A 17009-nucleotide genomic window follows, 5' to 3' on the forward strand; every position below is an offset into this window, starting at 1 on the left:
TTTGGCATTTGACATAGTGCACGCTGTTGAGTTCTCAAGGATCGGGCGCACCTGATGCTCGCCGTCTCCGGCTTGCCGTCAGGGCAACTTCTCCATCCTAGCCCTCCCGTTCCGTCTGTCAAATCGACGCGCCGGGAGCCTGAGCTCCGGGCTACGATCGACGACCGCGGTCTCCGAGAGGAGGATTCCCATCCTAGACCATGTGGTCACACGGATGCTTGATCCGATTCAGATGGGGTTTGGTTCTCCGCTTGAGGGGGCGGGGCCGGTGGTTGACTCAACCTTCTGGCCGCTTCGCTCTTCCCTTTGGGGCGAACAGGTAAGACATTACGTGGATTCGGCGGCACCGCCAAATTCCGGCCGCATCCCGGGCGTGTCGCGCCTATTGCGGGGTCAGCACGACGCCGGCGAGGGTCTTCTTGCCCCGCCGGAGCACGGCGCGACCCCCGGCAAGAGCGGCACCTTCGAGCGTGGCGCCCTCGTCGTCGATCTTCACGTTGTTGAGGTAGACGCCCCCTGCGCCACGGCACGTCGCGCCTCGGAGAGGCTCGAGGTGAGCTCGGTGTCGACGAGCGCCTGCACGACGAGAGCGCTCGCCGGCAACTGCGCGTTGGGCAGCTCGGCCACCGCCGCCGCAAGTGTCGCGGCGTCGAGATTCGTCAGGTCGCCCTGCCCGAAGAGCGCCTGGGATGCGGCGATCACGGCATCGGTCGCCTGCGGCCCGTGCACGAGGGTCGTGACCTCGCGTGCGAGAGTGCGTTGCGCCTCTCGCCGGAACGGCTCCGCCCGCACCTGCTCGTCGAGCGCCTCGATCTCAGCCCGGGTCAGGAAGGTGAACACCTTCAGCCGGTCGATGACGTCGCCGTCGTCGGTGTTGAGCCAGAACTGGTAGAAGCGGTACGGGCTGCACATCTCGGCGTCGAGCCAGATCGCGTTGCCCTCGCTCTTGCCGAACTTGGTGCCGTCCGAGTTGGTGATGAGCGGTGTGCCGATCGCGTGCACACTCGTGCCCTCGACACGGTGGATGAGATCGGTGCCGCTCGTGAGATTGCCCCACTGGTCCGACCCGCCGGTCTGCAGCACGCATCCGTACGCCCGGTAGAGCTCGAGGAAGTCCATGCCCTGCAGGATCTGGTAGCTGAACTCGGTGTAGCTGATGCCCGCGTCGGAGTTGAGGCGCGCGGCGACGGCGTCCTTCTTGAGCATCGTGCCGACCCGGAAGTGCTTGCCGATCTCGCGGAGGAAGTCGATGGCGGAAAGCGGCGCGGTCCAGTCGAGGTTGTTGACCATGCGCGCGGCGTTATCACCCTCGAACGACAGGAACGGCTCGATCTGGCGCCGGAGGCGGTCGACCCATTCGGCGACCGTGTCGCGTTCGTTGAGCGTGCGCTCGGCGCTCGGACGCGGGTCGCCGATGAGCCCGGTGGAGCCCCCGACAAGGCCGAGCGGCCGATGCCCGGCGAGCTGTAGGCGACGCAGCACGAGGATCTGCACGAGGTTGCCGAGGTGCAGGCTCGGCGCCGTCGGGTCGAAGCCGCAGTAGTACACGATCGGCGGTCCCGCGAGCAGCTTCTTGAGCTCGGCGGCGTCGGTCGACACGTGCACGAGCCCGCGCCAGTTCAGCTCCTCCCAGACATCGGGGAACGTGGGGTCGTTGCGCTGAGCGTTGAGGATCTCGGATGTTGCCGGCACCCGGTCAGGCTACCGTCTTCACCCGCGAGGCTCGGCTCGCGTGCCGCTGCTCGCGCGGTCGGGGCGACTCGCCCGCTGTCGGCTCCTCGACGGCATCCGCCACGTCATCCGCGGCGCTTTCGATCGACAAGCGCGGCGGGTACACCCACGTGACGAGCACGACCGAGACGATCATGAGCAGGAACCACGACCCGACCTTCGCGATCGAGACAGGCTCCCATCCGTGCACCTGATCCGGGTAGCTCCACGCCCCCGCCCAGGTGCTCACGTTCTCGGCGATCCAGATCACGACCGCGACGCCCGCGAAGGGAAGCAGGATCGGCAGGTCGATGCTCGTGCGCAGCACTCGCGCGCGCATCATGGTGGGCCACCACGCGATGAGCACGAGCGCGATGAGCGCCCAGCGCACGTCGGGCAGCACGTGGTGCGCGAAGAAGTTCACGTAGACGCCCGCCGCGATGAGCGCGGTCATCCACCGGCGCGGGTAGCGGTCGAAGCGCAGGTCGAAGAGCCGGTAGACGCGCACCATGTACGAGCCGACCGCCGCGTACATGAAGCCCGAGAACAGCGGCACGGCGCCGATCCGCAGCAGGCCCTCGGGGTCGTACTGCCACGACCCCGCCGCCGTCTTGAAAAGCTCCATGACAGTACCTGCCACATGGAAGAGCAGCACGACCCGCAGTTCGCCGATCGTCTCGAGCCGCGTCGCGAGCATGAGCACCTGGATGGCGACCGCCGCGAGGGTGAGCGCATCGTTGCGGGCCAGCCAGGCATCGTCGGGGTACCAGAGGCGCGCCGCGACGATGACCGCGAGCAGCAGGAACCCGAAGACGCACGCCCAGGCCTGCTTCGCCACGAACACCGCGAACTCGACGAGCCCGGCGCGTGCCCCGCGCAGCTCGGCACGATCGATGAGGGCGTGCGCGGCGCGGTCGATGCGCTGCTCGATCGCCGTGTAGCCCGCCATGACTCCAGTTCAGCGGATGCGGTGCGAGCGCGCGTCCGCCCAGCGGACGATCTCAGCGGTGCTTCTTGGGCGTGTGCGCCCGGTACACCGACACGGTCGGATCGCCGGGGATCCAGAACCGCAGCGGGAACGCATCCGTGCCTCCGTCGCCCGAGACGCCGACCCGCGGACCGGTGGCGAACGGCGTCGGATGCGGTGGTGGTTCGAGCGTGAAGGGGGCACCACCGAGGGCGGCCGTGTCGTCGGCGAGCTCGATGCCGAGCGCCTTCGTGAGGTGCGCCGGGCCGCGAGCGAGCTCGGCATCCGTCTTCGCGGTGGGACGCCGCTCCCGCGCGAGCTCGAGACCGTCGACGACCTCGCCGGCGCGTAACAGCACGGCGCTCGCCGTTCCTTCCGGCGAACAGACGACGTTGGCGCACACGTGCATGCCGTAGCTGAAGTAGACGTAGAGGTGGCCCGGCTCGCCGAACATCGTGCGGGTGCGCGGTGTGAGCCCGCGGAAGGCGTGCGAACCGGGGTCGGCTTCGCCGAGGTACGCCTCGACCTCGGTGAGGCGCACGGTGACGCCGCGGCCCGTGAGGTGGGCGCCGAGGAGCAGGGGCGCCACCTCGTCGGCGGGGCGGGTGAGGAGGTCGAGGAGGGCGGGGGCGGGTTTCGACACGCGACGCGCCTGCGGCACATCGCTGCTCAACCCACGGGGGTCGCGACGCGCCTGCGGCACGTCGCTGCTCAACCCACGGGGGCCGCCGTGAGGGCGGCGACACGGGCGGTGAGGGTCGCGAGCTGCTCGGCGACACGCTCCGGGGCGGTGCCCCCACGCCCGAGCGGCTCGCGAGCGAGCCCTCGACCGTGAGCACGTCGCGCACCTCGGGCGTGAGGCGCGGGTCGATCGCCGCGTACTGCTCATCGCTCGGCTCGTGGAGCTCGAGACCCTCCGCCTCGCAGAACCGCACGAGGGCGCCCGAGATCTCGTGCGCCTCGCGGAACGGCACGCCCTGGCGCACGAGGTGGTCGGCTACATCCGTCGCGAGCGAGAACCCCTGCGGCGCGAGCTCGGCCATCCGCTCGGTGTCGAACTCGAGAGTCGCGACCATGCCCGCGAACGCGGGCAGCAGCACCTCGAGAGTCTGCACCGAGTCGAAGATCGGCTCCTTGTCTTCCTGCAGGTCGCGGTTGTACGCGAGCGGCAGGCCCTTGAGGGTCGCGAGCAGTCCCGTGAGGTTGCCGATGAGGCGCCCCGACTTGCCGCGCGCGAGCTCGGCGATGTCGGGGTTCTTCTTCTGCGGCATGATCGACGACCCCGTCGAGTAGCCGTCGTGCAGGCGCACGAACCCGAACTCGCGGGTGTTCCAGATGATGACGTCCTCGGCGAGGCGCGACAGGTCGACACCCAGCTGCGCGGCGATGTAGGCGAACTCGGCCACGACATCCCGACTGGCCGTCGCGTCGATCGAGTTCGGCATCGGATGAGCGAGCCCGAGCTCGGCCGCGATCGTCCCGGGGTCGAGACCGAGCGCTCCCCGGCGACGGCACCCGCGCCGTACGGCGACTCGGTGGCGCGCGCCCGCCAATCGCGCAGCCGCTCGAGATCACGCACGAGGGCCAGGCGTGCGCCATCAGATGATGGGCCAACAGCACGGGTTGCGCGTGCTGCAGGTGCGTACGGCCCGGCATCACGGCGCCGAGGTGCGCCTCGGCCTGCGCCGCGAGCGCGTCGATGAGCTGCACGACCAGATGCCCGATGCGGGCGGCATGGTCGAGCAGGTACAACCGGATGAGCGTCGCGATCTGGTCGTTGCGGCTGCGGCCCGCACGCAGCTTGCCGCCGAGCTCGGCGCCGACGGTCGCGACGAGCTCGCGCTCGAGGGCGAAGTGCACGTCCTCGTCTTCGGGAAGCGGACGGATGACGCCGTCGCGCACACCGCGATCGATCACCTCGAGCCCCTCGAGCATCCGCTGCAGCTCGTCGTCGTTGAGGAACCCCGCGGCCGCGAGCGCCCGCGCGTGGGCACGTGAGCCCTGCAGGTCGTAGGGGGCCAGCTGCCAGTCGAACTGCGTCGAGCGGCTCAGCGCCTGCAGCTCGGGCGAGGGACCGCTCGCGAAGCGGCCGCCCCAGAGGCTGGCGCCGCCAGCCCGATCCTGCGCGCCGTCGGTCGTGTGGCCAGATGCCATGTTCTTCAGGTCTCCTCGTGTCATGTGCAGTCTAGAAGCGGGGTCGGGCCGATAAAGTGTGCGCATGTCTGACGCCCCGCCGCCGTCCGTTCCGCCCACTCCCGACCCCGGTCAGCAGGCCACCCCGGCCGTGCCGCCCGTCGAGGGGAGTCCGGCCCCGCGATTCGGCGAGTTCGCCCCGGTCGAATCGGCGCAGGCGCCCGCCGCTGCCGCGCCCGGCCAGCCAGTCATGTATTCGGGCACCACGACGCCCGGTGCACCCGCCGCGGGCTACGACGCCCCGAGCGCGCCCGCGCAGCAGAACCCCGGGTATCCGGCCGCCGGCTACCCGCAGGCACAGTCCGGCTATCCGCAGCAGCAGGGCTATCCGCAGCAACGGGGCTATCCGCAGCAGCCCGGCTACTCCCAGCCCGGCTACCCCCAGCAGGGCTACCCTCAGGCCGCGTACCCGCAGGTCGCCCCGGTCTACGGTCAGCCCGGGTTCGGCAGCACGCCCGCGCCCAAGCGGCGCACCTGGGATGTCGTGCTCACGATCATCCTGCTCGTGCTCGGCCTCGGCGGCACCCTGCTCGGTGTGCTCTACGGCATCATCTTCAGCTCGCCCGAACTGATCGACGACGCATTCCGCCAGCAGGGGCTCGGCGGCTTCGACGGTGAGGTCGGCGCCACGCCGCTCGTGCTCATCGTGAGTCATGTCGTGCTCTACCTCGTGGCCGCGGGCCTGTCGATCCTGCTGCTCGTGAAGAAGAAGATCGCGTTCTACATCCCGCTCATCGCGGGCGTCGTCGCGGCCGTCATCTTCTGGGCTGCACTCATCATGCTCATGCTGAGCGATCCGGACTTCGCCGCGACATACGGCCGCTGAGCAGCGCGCCGTCACGCGGCAGCGCGCTCCAGCAACCACACCAACAGCGCCTTCTGGGCATGCAGGCGATTCTCCGCCTCGTCCCAGATGACGCTCTGCGGGCCGTCGATGACACCCGGCGCCACCTCGTAGCCGCGGTCGGCGGGCAGGCAGTGCAGGAAGATCGCGTCGCGCGCGGCGAGCGTCATGAGCTCCTCGGTCACCTGATAGCCGCCGAAGGTCGCGACGCGGTGCGCCTTCTCGTCCTCCTTGCCCATCGACACCCAGGTGTCGGTGACGACGACGTCGGCGCCGGCCACCGCCTCGAGCGGATCGGTGTAGAGCGTGACCGAGCCGCCGGTCTCGACAGCGCGGCGATCGGCATCCGCGACCACGGCATCCGCGGGGCTGAACTCCTCGGGGGATGCGATGCGCACGTGCATGCCTGCCGTCGCGCCCGCGAGCAGGTAGCTCTGGGCCATGTTGCTCGCGCCGTCACCCAGGAAGGTGACGGTGAGGCCGGCGAGGGTGCCCTTGTGCTCGCGGATGGTGAGCAGGTCGGCGAGCAGCTGACACGGGTGGAAGTCGTCGGAGAGCGCATTGACCACCGGAACCCGCGTGCCGGCGGCCATCTCCTCGAGGCCCGACTGGGCGTAGGTGCGCCAGACGATGGCCGACACCATCCGCTCGAGCACGCGCGCCGTGTCCGACGGCGTCTCCTTGCCGCCGAGCTGGCTGTTCGCGGTCGAGATGATGAGCGGGCTGCCCCCGAGGTCGGCGATGCCGACCGCGAAGCTCACGCGCGTGCGCGTGGAGGACTTGTCGAAGATCACGGCGACCGTCTGCGGCCCGGCGAGCGGCGTGCGACCCCAGCGGTCGGCCTTGATGGCCGCGGCCAGGTCGAGAACCTCCGCCTGCTCGGCGGGGCTCAGGTCGTCGTCGCGCAGGAAGTGGCGGGTCATGCGGTGTCTCCCGGATCGGTGTGGAGGTAGTTCGATGGCACAGCCTGGAGCGCCTCGGCGAACAGGCGGGTGAACTCGTGCAGTTCCTCGTCGCCGATGATGAGCGGCGGCGCGAGGCGGATGCGGTACTCGTTGGCCGCGTTGATGATGAGCCCGCGGTCGAGGGCGCGGCTCGCGACGATGCCCGCGACGGGCTCGGCGAGCCCGACCCCGAGCAGCAAGCCGCGGCCCTGGATGTCGGTGACGAGCGGAGAGCCGATGAGCTCGATGCGTGCCCGCAGCTCGGCGCCCCGGGTGCGGGCGTTGCCCACGAGATCCGCCCGCTCGATCTCGCCGAGCACGGCGTTCGCGGCGCTTGCCGCGAGCGGGTTGCCGCCGAACGTCGAGCCGTGGTGACCGGGCCCGAAGAGCTCGGATGCGGCACCGAAGGTCATCAACGCGCCGATCGGGAAACCGCCGCCGATGCCCTTCGCGAGCGCGATGGCATCCGGAACGATTCCCTCATGTTGGAAGGCGAACCAGTCGCCCGTGCGGCCCGCACCCGTCTGGATCTCGTCGAGGATGAGCAGCGCCCCGTGACGTGTGGTGAGCTCGCGAGCCGCGCGCAGGTAGCCCTCGGGCAGTTCGACGACGCCCGCCTCGCCCTTGATCGGCTCGACCACGAGCGCGGCCACGTCACCGGCGACGAGCGCCGCCTCGAGCGCCTCGATGCTCGACGGAAGGTGCTCGACCCCCGGCAGCAGCGGCTGGAAGGGCGTGCGCAGCGCGGGCTTGCCGGTGAGGCTGAGCGAACCCATCGTGCGCCCGTGGAAGCCGTTCTCGAGTGCCAGGATGCGGGGCTTGCCCGTGAGGCGTGCGAGCTTGACGGCCGCCTCGATCGCCTCGGTGCCCGAATTGCACAGGAACACGCGGTCGCCACCGGAGAGCCGCGTGAGCCGATCGGCGAGCTCGAGTTGCGGCTCTGTCGCGAAGTAGTTGGAGACGTGCGCGAGCCGGGCAGCCTGACGGCTCACGGCATCCACGAACACCGGATGCGCGTGGCCGAGAGCGTTGACGGCGATGCCGGCGAGGAAGTCGAGGTATTCGGTGCCGTCGACATCCCACACGCGCGCGCCCTCGCCACGCGCGAGCACGGCGAGCGGGGCCGGGGCCGACTTCATCATCACGCGGGAGAAGAGCTCCTGGTAGTCGGTCATGCGGGCACCACCTCCGTGCCGATACCGGCATCCGTGAAGATCTCGAGCAGGATCGAGTGCGGTCGCCGGCCGTCGATGATGGCGGCCTTGGCCACTCCCCGTCGACGGCCTCGAGGCACGCCGTCATCTTGGGGATCATGCCCGACTCGAGGCTCGGCAGCAGCTCGGCGAGCTCGTCGCGGGTGATCTGCGAGACGAGCGAGTCGCGGTTCGGCCAGTCGCGGTAGAGGCCGGCGACGTCGGTGAGCACGACGAGCTTCTCGGCACCCAGCGCGACGGCGAGCGCCGCGGCGGCCGAGTCGGCGTTGACGTTGAGCGACTGCCCCGGCACATCGGCGTCGGGAGCGATCGAGGAGATGACGGGGATGCGCCCGGCTGCGATCGCGCCCAGCACGGCGGCGGGATCGACCGCGACGACGTCGCCCACGAGCCCGACATCGACGCTCTCGCCGTCGATCACCACCGCGCGGCGACGCCCCGTGAACAGGCCCGCGTCCTCTCCGGAGATCGCCGAGGCGAGCGGACCGTGCTGATTGATGAGGGTCACGAGTTCGCGGCTCACCTGGCCCGTGAGCACCATCCGCACGACGTCCATCGCCTCAGGTGTCGTCACGCGGTAGCCGCCGCGGAACTCGCTCGGGATGCCGAGTCGGTCGAGCATGGCCGAGATCTGCGGACCGCCGCCGTGCACGACGACGGGCTTCAGCCCCACCGTGCGCAGGTAGACCATGTCTTCGGCGAAGGCGCGCTGCAGCTCCTCATCCACCATCGCGTTGCCGCCGAACTTGACCACGACGATGCGGCCCGCGAACTGCCGCAGCCACGGGAGCGACTGGATGAGGGTGTCGGCCTTGACCGCCGCGTCGGCGGTGCGGGCGTCGGCGTCTTCGAGGGTGTCTGGTTCATGAGGCGTATGCGCTGTTCTCGTGCACGTAGTCGTGCGTGAGGTCGTTGGTGAGGATCGTGGCGCTCGCGCCGCCCGCGTGCAGGTCGATGAGCACGTGCACGTCGCGGGGGCGCAGGTCGACCTCGGTGCGCGGCCGATCGGGGCCGCCCGCCGAGCACACCCGCACGCCGTTCATCGCGACGTCGACCTCGTAGGGGTCGAAGGTGGCATCCGTCGTGCCGATCGCCGCGAGCACGCGGCCCCAGTTGGGGTCGTTGCCGAACACCGCGGCCTTGAACAGGTTGCTGCGGGCGACGGCACGGCCCACCGTCACGGCGTCGTCCTCCGACGCAGCGCCGACCACCTCGATCGCGATGTCATGGCTCGCGCCCTCGGCATCCGCCTGGAGCTGTCGCGCGAGATCGTGGCAGAGCTCGACGAGGGCGGCCGTGAACGCGGCCGGCTCGGGCTCGATACCGGATGCGCCGCTCGCGAGCAGCGTCACCTGGTCGTTGGTCGACATGCAGCCGTCGGAGTCGAGCCGGTCGAAGCTCACGCGCGTCGCCGCCCGCAACGCCGCATCGAGCTCCGCGGGCAGCAGCACGGCATCCGTGGTGAGCACGACGAGCATCGTGGCGAGCCCCGGCGCGAGCATGCCCGCCCCTTGGCCATGCCGCCGATGGTCCAGCCGTCACGCCGCACGACGGCGGTCTTGGGCTTCGTATCGGTCGTCATGATGGCCTCGGCGGCGTGTGTGCCCCCGCGCTCGTCACGCGCCACCGCCGCCTCGTGCGCGCCCGCGACGAGCTTCTCGCGATCGAGCTGCTCGCCGATGAGCCCCGTCGAGCACACGAGCACGTCGCCGGCCGAGATCTCGAGCGCCTCGGCGACAGCCTCGGCGGTGGCGTGCGTGGTCTGGAATCCTCCGACCCGGTGAAGCAGTTGGCTCCCCCGGAGTTGAGGATGATGGCGCTCACCGTGCCGTCGCTCATGACCTGCTGCGACCAGAGCACGGGGTTGGCCTTCGCGCGGTTGCTCGTGAAGACCGCGGCGGCACTGCGCAGCGGTCCCTCGTTGACGACGAGCGCGAGGTCGCGCTTGCCGAAGCCTTTGAGACCGGCCGCGACGCCCGCCGCGGTGAATCCGGATGCGGCGGTGACGCTCACGGGGCGACTCCGTTCACGGGAAGGCCCGCATGCTCGGGCAGGCCGAGTGCGAGGTTGGCGGACTGGATGGCGGCACCCGCGGTGCCCTTGACGAGGTTGTCGATCGCCGAGACGACGACCACGCGTCCCGCGTTCTCGTCGACGGCGATCCCCATGAGCGCGGTGTTCGCGCCCGTCGTGTCGTTCGTGCGCGGGAAGTAGCCCTCGGGCAGCACTCGCACGAAGCGCTCGCCCGCGTAGGCGCCCTCCCAGGCCTCGCGCACATCCGCGACCGAGACACCGGGCGCGAGCCGCGCCGTCGAGGTCGCCAGGATGCCGCGCGACATCGGCACGAGCATGGGGGTGAACGAGATGCTGACGCCCTCGCCCCCGCTGCCCGCAGGTTCTGGATGATCTCGGGCGTGTGCCGATGGATGCCGCCCACGGCATAGGCGGATGCCGAGCCCATGATCTCGCTCGCAAGCAGATCGGTGCGCAGCGACTTGCCCGCACCCGAGGTGCCGACCGCGAGCACCGAGACGAGGTCGTGGGCCTCGATGACGCCCGAGGCGATACCGGGCGCGAGGCCGAGCGTGATGGCGGTGACGTTGCAGCCGGGCACGGCGATGCGCGTGGCGCCTGCGAGGTTCGCGCGCTGCTTGGCGGCTCCCCGTCGATCAGCAGTTCCGGCATCCCGTAGCTCCAGGCGCCGTGGTACTCGCCGCCGTAGAAAGCTGCCCAGGCGGCCTCGTCGGTGAGCCGGTGGTCGGCGCCGCAGTCGACCGCGAGCACGTCATCGGGAAGCTCGGCCGCGATCGCACCCGAGGCGCCGTGGGGCAGGGCGAAGAACACGACATCGGCATCGGCGAGCACGCGTGCCTCGGTGGGCTGCAGTTCGAGCTCGGCGTGACTCACAAGATGCGGGTGGACGGCGCCGAGGCGCTGACCGGCGTTGCTGTGAGCGGTGACGACGCGCACGTCGAACTCGGGATGATTCGCGAGCAGCCGCAGCAGCTCGCCTCCCGCGTATCCGCTCGCGCCCGCGACGGCGACGGAGATGGGCATGGGTTCAACCTTATTGACTCGAGGGACGGGGCCGAGGCGGCGACGTCACGCGAGAGGCTGAGAGCGGTCAGCGCTGCGACGTCGCCGAGATTCGGCGCACGCGGCGGACGCGACGGAGCATGGTGCTCTCGAAGGCGATCCGCTGACCCATGGGCACGAGATTAGCAGAGTCATCCGACGCGTCCCGCGCGCTACAGTGAGCCCACCACGCCCCGACGGAGAGGAAGCACCTCATGGCCCAGTACGACGACCTCCTGGCTCAGATCCCCATCGGAGACATCGCGAAGCAGCTCGGCATCGACGAGGACGTCGCCGAGGACGCCGTCAAGCAGGTGCTCCCCGGTCTGGTGGGCGGCCTCAAGGCGAACGCGGATGAGGGCGGGCAGGCCTCGCTCGAGAGGGCCCTGCAGAAGCACCAGGGGGCGAAGCTGCGTGGCGTGTCGGATGTCGACACGGCCGACGGCGAGAAGATCGTGAAGCACGTCTTCGGCGACAAGGAGGACGCGGTCGTCTCGACGCTCGCGGGCTCGTCGGCGAAGTCGGAGGTGACCGACGTCATCATCAAGAAGGTGCTGCCGATCGTCGCCCCCATCGTGCTCGCCTGGCTCGCGAACAAGTTCCTCGGCGGCTCGTCCGAGAGCTCCTCGAAGGGCTCCTCCGGCGGCGGCCTCGGCGACCTCCTGGGTGGACTGCTCGGCGGCGGCGGCTCCTCGAAGTCGTCGAACTCGGGCGGTCCCGACCTCGGCGATCTGCTCGGCGGACTCGGCGGATTGCTCGGCGGCGGCACGAAGTAGCGGCGCCCCGCCTCTTTGCTCGCGCAACGTCGCTCGGCAGCTTCGCCGACGTGCGCCATGTCGGCGAAACGAGGACGCGCCCTCCTAAGCCAAGGGAGCGGGCGGCTGAAACCTGGGAGCCGGCCCCTTGAGGTGCGTCAGGAGCTGGAGGAAGCGGAAGCTCGCGTCGCCGTACTGCTTGGTTCCGCCTGCAGCTAGCGCAGCGAGTTCGTTGACGCGACCTGTGAACCCCTCGTTGACTACGAACTCCACGCCCGGGATCGACAGCTTGTCGAGAAGCCCGCTCGGGACCGTTGGCGCCCAGAACTCAACCGTGGGGTGATCGTTCTGATAGATCTCTCGCGAGTATGCAAGTGCGGTTGCGATCTTCGTCTCGATTTTCTTGGCCGTCTCCGCGTAGCTTCCGTAGTTCAGTCCGTCCAGGTGGATTGCCACCTCGGCAATCCAGACCTGCTGGTCAGAGCCGTTCCCCGAGATACCGATGACATCGATTTCCCCTGCTTGCCGGGAATGAACTGATTGAACGCGATCGTGTGACAGTTGCGCTTGTGACGCATGTATGCGCCAACCAGCGACTCCCCGATATCCATGCCGTCATAGTTGCATGCGCATGTCTACGTCTGGCCTCCGCGCCGATTCCGACGGAGTGTCCGATGCGCGGACTTGTCAGCTCCAGAGCCGCGTCGCGCAGAGGTGCTGGGGGTTTCGATACGCGCACGCCTGACGGCGACGCGCGACTCAACCAGCGGAAAAGCGGGCCGACCGCGGCGGGACGCTCGACCGGAATAGCCGCGCTCTGCCCTGCGGCTACTCCCGGAGGGTCGCGCCGTAGCGTTCGGCGGCACGCTCCACGCCCGCGAGCTTGGCCTCGGTCGCCTCTGCGGCGGTCAGCGTGCGGTCGGATGCGCGGAACCGGAGCGCGAAGGTCAGCGACTTGTGGCCCTCGGGCACGCCCTGACCGCGGTAGTCGTCGACGAGCCGGATGTGCTCGAGCAGCGCGCCCGCACCCTCCGCGACGGCAGCCTGCACCTCGCCTGCGGCAACCGCTGAGGGCACCACGAGCGACAGGTCCTGCGTCGCCGCGGGCAGCGTGCCGATCGGCGTCGCCTGTCGGTCGTACGCGCCGAGCGCGACGAGCGCATCGAGGTCGAGTTCGTACACGGCGACGACACGCGGCAGGTCCGACTCGAGCGCGATGGCGGGCAGCAGTTCACCGGCGACGCCGACGACAGCGTCGCCGACCCGGAGCTCGGCCGTGCGTCCCGGGTGCAGCGCGGGGTTCGATCCCTGCACCGCACGGAGGTCGACCCCGAGCGCGAGCCCGACCTGACGCGCCGCATCGAGTGCGTCGCCGAGGCCGGCGGGCACCGCATCCGCACCCGGCTGCTTGGGCAGCGCCTCGCCGAGGAACAGTCCCGCGACGTGGCGGGACTGCGGCGGGATGCCGGCGCCGAGCCGCGCGAGCGTGTCATCTCCGGGACGCTCAGCGCCGAGCGGGATGAACTCGGTGCCGTAGGCGACACCCGGCTCGGGGAGGAAGACGGTTCCGATCTCGAACAGCGCCAGATCGGTGAGGCCGCGCGAGAGATTGCGATGGGCGATGTCGACGAGCCCGGGCAGCAGCGTGCGGCGCAGCAGCGACACGTGCGGGTCGAGCGCGTTCTGCAGGCGTACCGATGCGGCACCGGGGGTATAGCGTTCGGCCACGGCATCCGCGACGAACGGGTAGGCGAGCACCTCGGTCGAGCCCGCGGCGGCGAGCGTCTGGGCGACGCGGCGGCGGGCGGACTGCTCACGCGTGAGGCCACGCCCGACGGGCGCGATCGGCAGGTGGGCCGGGATGCGGTCGTAGCCCGTGATGCGCGCGATCTCCTCGATGAGCGAGACATCGTCGACGAGATCGGGGCGCCAGCTCGGCGGCGTGACGGTGAGCACATCGCCGTCGGCCTCGACGCGCGCGCCGATGAGTTCGAGCGTGCCCACGATCTCGTCGCGCGTGTACGAGACGCCGACGACGGCGCCCGCGCGCTCGAGCGGCAGGCGGATCGCGGCGAGCGCCACGGATTCGTCGTAGAGCGCGCCGAGCTCGTCGAGCGTCCCGCCCGCGAGTTCGACGAGCAGCTGCGCGACGCGCGCCGTCGCGAGCGGCGCCATCCGCGGGTCGACGCCGCGCTCGTTGCGCTTGGCCGCCTCGCTCGGCAGCTTGTGGCGGCGCACACTGCGCGCGACGGTCACCGGGTCCCAGATCGCGGCCTCGATGAGCACGTCGCGCGTGTCGTCGGAGATCTCCGAGTAGGCCCCGCCCATGACGCCCGCGATGCCGAGGGCGCGCTGAGCGTCGGCCACCACGAGGTCCTCCGCATCGAGGGTGCGCACCTTGCCGTCGAGGGTCTCGAGCTGCTCGCCCGGTGTCGCGCGACGCACGACGAGCCCGTCCGCGTCGACCTTCGCGAGGTCGTAAGCATGGTTGGGTGCGCCGAGCTCGAGCATGACGTAGTTCGAGATGTCGACCGCGAGCGAGATGGAGCGGATGCCGGCGAGCCGCAAGCGGGACGCCATCCACGGCGGGGTGGGACGCGTGGGGTCGATGCCGCGCACGACCCGCACCGAGAACACCGCGCACCCGGCGCGCCCGCGCACGGGAGCGGCATCCGTGATCTGCAGGGGGTATCCGGATGCCGGGGGCGCCTCGACCGCGTCGGCGGGGTCGCGGAAGGTGGCCCCCGTCGAGTGGGAGTACTCGCGCGCGATGCCGCGGATCGAGAAGGCGTAGCCACGGTCGGGTGTGACGTTGACCTCGACGGCCGCGTCGTCGAGCCCGAGCAGCGCGATCGCATCCGTCCCGGGCTCGGGGTCGAGGCCGAGGTCGGCGAGTCGCAGGATGCCGTCGTGCTCCTCGCCCATGCCGAGCTCACGCGCGGAGGCGATCATGCCATCCGACACGTGGCCGTAGGTCTTGCGGGCCGCGATCGGGAAGGGCCCCGGCAGCACGGCACCCGGCAGCGTCACGACGACCTTGTCACCCGGGCCGAAGTTGTGCGCACCGCAGACGATGCCGCGCGGCTCACCGGCGCCGACATCCACCTGGCACCAGTTGATGGTCTTGCCGTTCGACTGCGGTTCCGGCGAGACCTCGAGCACGCGCCCGACGACGATGGGGCCCGTGAGGGCGACACCGTGGGTGTCCTCCTCCTCGAGCCCGACCTTCACGAGCGCCGCATGCAGGTGCTCGAGGGTGACATCCTCCGGAAGATCGACCCACTCGCCCAGCCAGCTGATCGGGACGCGCATCACACCACCATCCCGAACTGCTGCGAGAAGCGCACATCGCCCTCGACCATGTCGCGCATGTCGTTCATGTCGTTGCGGAACTGCAGGGTGCGCTCGATGCCCATGCCGAAGGCGAAGCCCTGGTACTCCTCGGGGTCGATGCCGGCCGACCGCAGCACGTTGGGGTTGACCATGCCGCAGCCGCCCCATTCGACCCAGCGCGCGCCGCCCTTGGCGTTCGGCTGCCAGACGTCCATCTCGGCGCTCGGCTCGGTGAACGGGAAGTAGTTGGGGCGCAGGCGGATCTGCGCACCCTCGCCGAACATCGCCCGCGCGAGGTGCTCGAGCGTGCCGCGCAGGTGCGCCATGGTGAGGCCCTTGTCGATCGCGATGCCCTCGATCTGGTGGAAGACGGGGGTGTGCGTCGCATCCAGTTCGTCCGTGCGGTAGACGCGCCCGACCGCAGCCACGTAGACGGGAAGCGGGCGCGACAGCAGCGAACGGATCTGCACGGGGCTCGTGTGCGTGCGCATCACGAGGTGCCGCTCGGCGGGCTCCACGAAGAAGGTGTCCTGCATCGCGCGGGCGGGGTGGTCCTCGTCGAAGTTGAGGGCGTCGAAATTGAACCACTCGTGCTCGAGCTCGGGACCTTCGCCGATCTCCCAGCCCATCGCGACGAAGAGGTCGCTCATCTCCTCCATGAGCAGGGAGAGCGGATGCCGGGCCCCGCGGTTCCAGCGCGAGGGCACCGCCGTCACGTCCACCGTCTCGGCCTCGAGCCGGGCCTGCTCCTCGGCGACGACGATGCGCTCCTCGGCTGCCGCGAGCGCCTGCGTCACCTGCCCGCGCGCCTGACCGACGAGCTTGCCGGCCGCAGCCTTCTGGTCGCCGGGGAGGTCGCGGATCTGTGCGTTGAGCTGTGCGAGCGGGGAGTTCTCACCGGCGTGCGCGGCGCGCGCGGCCTTGAGGCTCGCGGAATCGCCCGCCTCGCCGATCGCGGCGAGCGCAGCCTCGACGGCAGCGGTGACCGCGGAATCGGTGATGGGGTTCGACACGAGGATCGAGTCTATCCGCGCGGCGGTGTGCGGCCCGCCGGTGCACGGCACAGCAGGTCACGGTTTCGTCAAAGACCGCGCTGGCGCCCCCGCATCCGGGGGTAGACCCGTAAGGTGCTTTTATGGCGACGGATGCCGGCAATGCTGCCGAACACCACTCACGTACTCCTGGGGGCCGCGGCGAGCCGCTCGTGGTGCTCTCCGATGTGCAGAAGCACTACGGCGACTTCCAGGCGCTCAGCGACATCGATCTGACGGTCAACCGCGGCGAGGTCGTCGTCGTGATCGGCCCGTCGGGCTCGGGCAAGTCCACCCTGTGCCGCACGATCAACCGCCTCGAGACGATCACGAGCGGCAGCATCACGATCGACGGCAAGGAGCTGCCCAAGGAGGGGCGCGGACTCGCGAACCTGCGTGCCGACGTGGGCATGGTGTTCCAGTCGTTCAACCTCTTCGCCCACCTGACGGTGCTCGAGAATGTGACGCTCGGGCCGATCAAGGTGCGGAACATGAAGAAGGCCGACGCCGAGCGTGAGGCGCACGTGCTGCTCGAGCGGGTCGGTGTGGCCCAGCAGGCATCCAAGCTGCCCGCGCAGCTCTCGGGTGGCCAGCAGCAACGCGTCGCGATCGCGCGCGCGCTCGCCATGAACCCGAAGGTCATGCTGTTCGACGAGCCGACGAGCGCGCTCGACCCCGAGATGATCAACGAGGTGCTGGATGTCATGGTCGCCCTCGCGCAGGACGGCATGACGATGATCGTCGTCACCCACGAGATGGGCTTCGCCCGCAAGGCGGCCGACCGCGTCGTGTTCATGTCCGACGGCCGCATCGTCGAGGAGGCGACGCCCGAGGAGTTCTTCACGCACCCGAAGAGCGATCGAGCCCGCGACTTCCTGTCGAAGCTCATCACCCACTGACCCGTATCGACCCAACCCGAGGGCCCACGAGGCACGACGGACCA

General features: G+C 70.1%; 10 protein-coding genes and 5 pseudogenes. 3 read left to right on the plus strand and 12 right to left on the minus strand.

Annotated elements, in window-relative coordinates; genetic code table 11:
* Positions 1-382 precede the first annotated feature (382 nt).
* The 4 genes and pseudogenes from tyrS to argH form a co-directional block, all read right to left on the minus strand.
* Positions 383-1692: pseudogene (tyrS, locus tag QQK29_RS16080) on the minus strand (tyrosine--tRNA ligase).
* A 4-nt stretch (positions 1693-1696) separates the two neighbouring features.
* Positions 1697-2659, minus strand: coding sequence for a DUF817 domain-containing protein (locus tag QQK29_RS16085; RefSeq protein ID WP_284301642.1), 963 nt, complete (start codon positions 2657-2659; stop codon positions 1697-1699).
* Positions 2660-2711: 52 nt separating this feature from the next.
* A complete protein-coding gene (locus QQK29_RS16090) occupies positions 2712-3320 on the minus strand; it encodes a DNA-3-methyladenine glycosylase (protein WP_284301643.1) in 609 nt (202 codons plus the stop codon).
* A gap of 68 nt (positions 3321-3388) precedes the next feature.
* A pseudogene (argH, locus tag QQK29_RS16095) lies at positions 3389-4831 on the minus strand (argininosuccinate lyase).
* A gap of 64 nt (positions 4832-4895) precedes the next feature.
* On the opposite strand from argH, the gene QQK29_RS16100 reads away from it, so the two are divergent.
* Positions 4896-5696, plus strand: coding sequence for a DUF6264 family protein (locus QQK29_RS16100; RefSeq protein ID WP_284301644.1), 801 nt, complete (start codon positions 4896-4898; stop codon positions 5694-5696).
* A gap of 11 nt (positions 5697-5707) precedes the next feature.
* Here the strand turns inward: QQK29_RS16100 and argF are convergent, their stop codons facing one another.
* From argF to argC, 5 genes and pseudogenes are all read right to left on the minus strand, one after another.
* Entirely contained in the window at positions 5708-6637 is a 930-nt protein-coding gene (gene argF / locus QQK29_RS16105; protein ID WP_284301645.1) for an ornithine carbamoyltransferase, read from the minus strand.
* The gene (locus QQK29_RS16110) at positions 6634-7833 is read right to left on the minus strand and encodes an acetylornithine transaminase (RefSeq protein WP_284301646.1); all 1200 of its coding nucleotides are present in this window, start codon (positions 7831-7833) and stop codon (positions 6634-6636) included. Before QQK29_RS16110 ends, argF begins: the two co-directional genes overlap by 4 nt.
* Positions 7830-8671 (minus strand): annotated as a pseudogene (gene argB / locus QQK29_RS16115) (acetylglutamate kinase). The gene QQK29_RS16110 and the pseudogene argB overlap by 4 nt, the downstream one beginning before the upstream one ends.
* A gap of 64 nt (positions 8672-8735) precedes the next feature.
* Positions 8736-9885, minus strand: a pseudogene (gene argJ, locus QQK29_RS16120) (bifunctional glutamate N-acetyltransferase/amino-acid acetyltransferase ArgJ).
* Positions 9882-10929: pseudogene (gene argC / locus QQK29_RS16125) on the minus strand (N-acetyl-gamma-glutamyl-phosphate reductase). Before argC ends, argJ begins: the two co-directional pseudogenes overlap by 4 nt.
* 233 nt (positions 10930-11162) lie before the next feature.
* Between argC and QQK29_RS16130 the strand changes: the two are divergent.
* On the plus strand, positions 11163-11723 hold the full coding sequence (locus tag QQK29_RS16130; protein WP_284301647.1) for a DUF937 domain-containing protein: 561 nt from the start codon (positions 11163-11165) through the stop codon (positions 11721-11723).
* Between the two features lie 84 nt (positions 11724-11807).
* Here the strand turns inward: QQK29_RS16130 and QQK29_RS16135 are convergent, their stop codons facing one another.
* From QQK29_RS16135 to pheS, 3 genes are all read right to left on the minus strand, one after another.
* Positions 11808-12158: a hypothetical protein gene (locus QQK29_RS16135; RefSeq protein WP_284301648.1), complete on the minus strand. Its 351-nt coding sequence runs from the start codon at positions 12156-12158 to the stop codon at positions 11808-11810.
* Between the two features lie 372 nt (positions 12159-12530).
* Positions 12531-15014 carry a phenylalanine--tRNA ligase subunit beta gene (gene pheT, locus QQK29_RS16140; protein WP_284301649.1) on the minus strand — a complete coding sequence of 828 codons (2484 nt, stop codon included), beginning with the start codon at positions 15012-15014 and terminating at the stop codon, positions 12531-12533.
* Complete coding sequence (gene pheS, locus QQK29_RS16145; protein WP_284301650.1) at positions 15014-16048, minus strand: phenylalanine--tRNA ligase subunit alpha; 1035 nt, start codon at positions 16046-16048, stop codon at positions 15014-15016. The genes pheT and pheS overlap by 1 nt, the downstream gene beginning before the upstream one ends.
* 122 nt (positions 16049-16170) lie before the next feature.
* Here pheS and QQK29_RS16150 point away from each other — a divergent pair, with 122 nt between their 5' ends.
* The gene (locus QQK29_RS16150) at positions 16171-16965 is read left to right on the plus strand and encodes an amino acid ABC transporter ATP-binding protein (RefSeq protein ID WP_284301652.1); all 795 of its coding nucleotides are present in this window, start codon (positions 16171-16173) and stop codon (positions 16963-16965) included.
* Positions 16966-17009 lie beyond the last annotated feature (44 nt).

This window comes from Homoserinibacter gongjuensis (genome assembly GCF_030161875.1).
Taxonomy (GTDB): domain Bacteria; phylum Actinomycetota; class Actinomycetes; order Actinomycetales; family Microbacteriaceae; genus Homoserinibacter; species Homoserinibacter gongjuensis.

Bases quoted from the DNA above. Each gene is read 5' to 3' on its own strand.
- pheT (WP_284301649.1), bottom strand. From the start codon at position 15,014: ATGCGCGTCCCGATCAGCTGGCTGGGCGAGTGGGTCGATCTTCCGGAG.
- QQK29_RS16130 (WP_284301647.1), top strand. From the start codon at position 11,163: ATGGCCCAGTACGACGACCTCCTGGCTCAGATCCCCATCGGAGACATC.
- QQK29_RS16110 (WP_284301646.1), bottom strand. From the start codon at position 7,833: ATGACCGACTACCAGGAGCTCTTCTCCCGCGTGATGATGAAGTCGGCC.
- QQK29_RS16100 (WP_284301644.1), top strand. From the start codon at position 4,896: ATGTCTGACGCCCCGCCGCCGTCCGTTCCGCCCACTCCCGACCCCGGT.
- QQK29_RS16085 (WP_284301642.1), bottom strand. From the start codon at position 2,659: ATGGCGGGCTACACGGCGATCGAGCAGCGCATCGACCGCGCCGCGCAC.
- argF (WP_284301645.1), bottom strand. From the start codon at position 6,637: ATGACCCGCCACTTCCTGCGCGACGACGACCTGAGCCCCGCCGAGCAG.
- QQK29_RS16150 (WP_284301652.1), top strand. From the start codon at position 16,171: ATGGCGACGGATGCCGGCAATGCTGCCGAACACCACTCACGTACTCCT.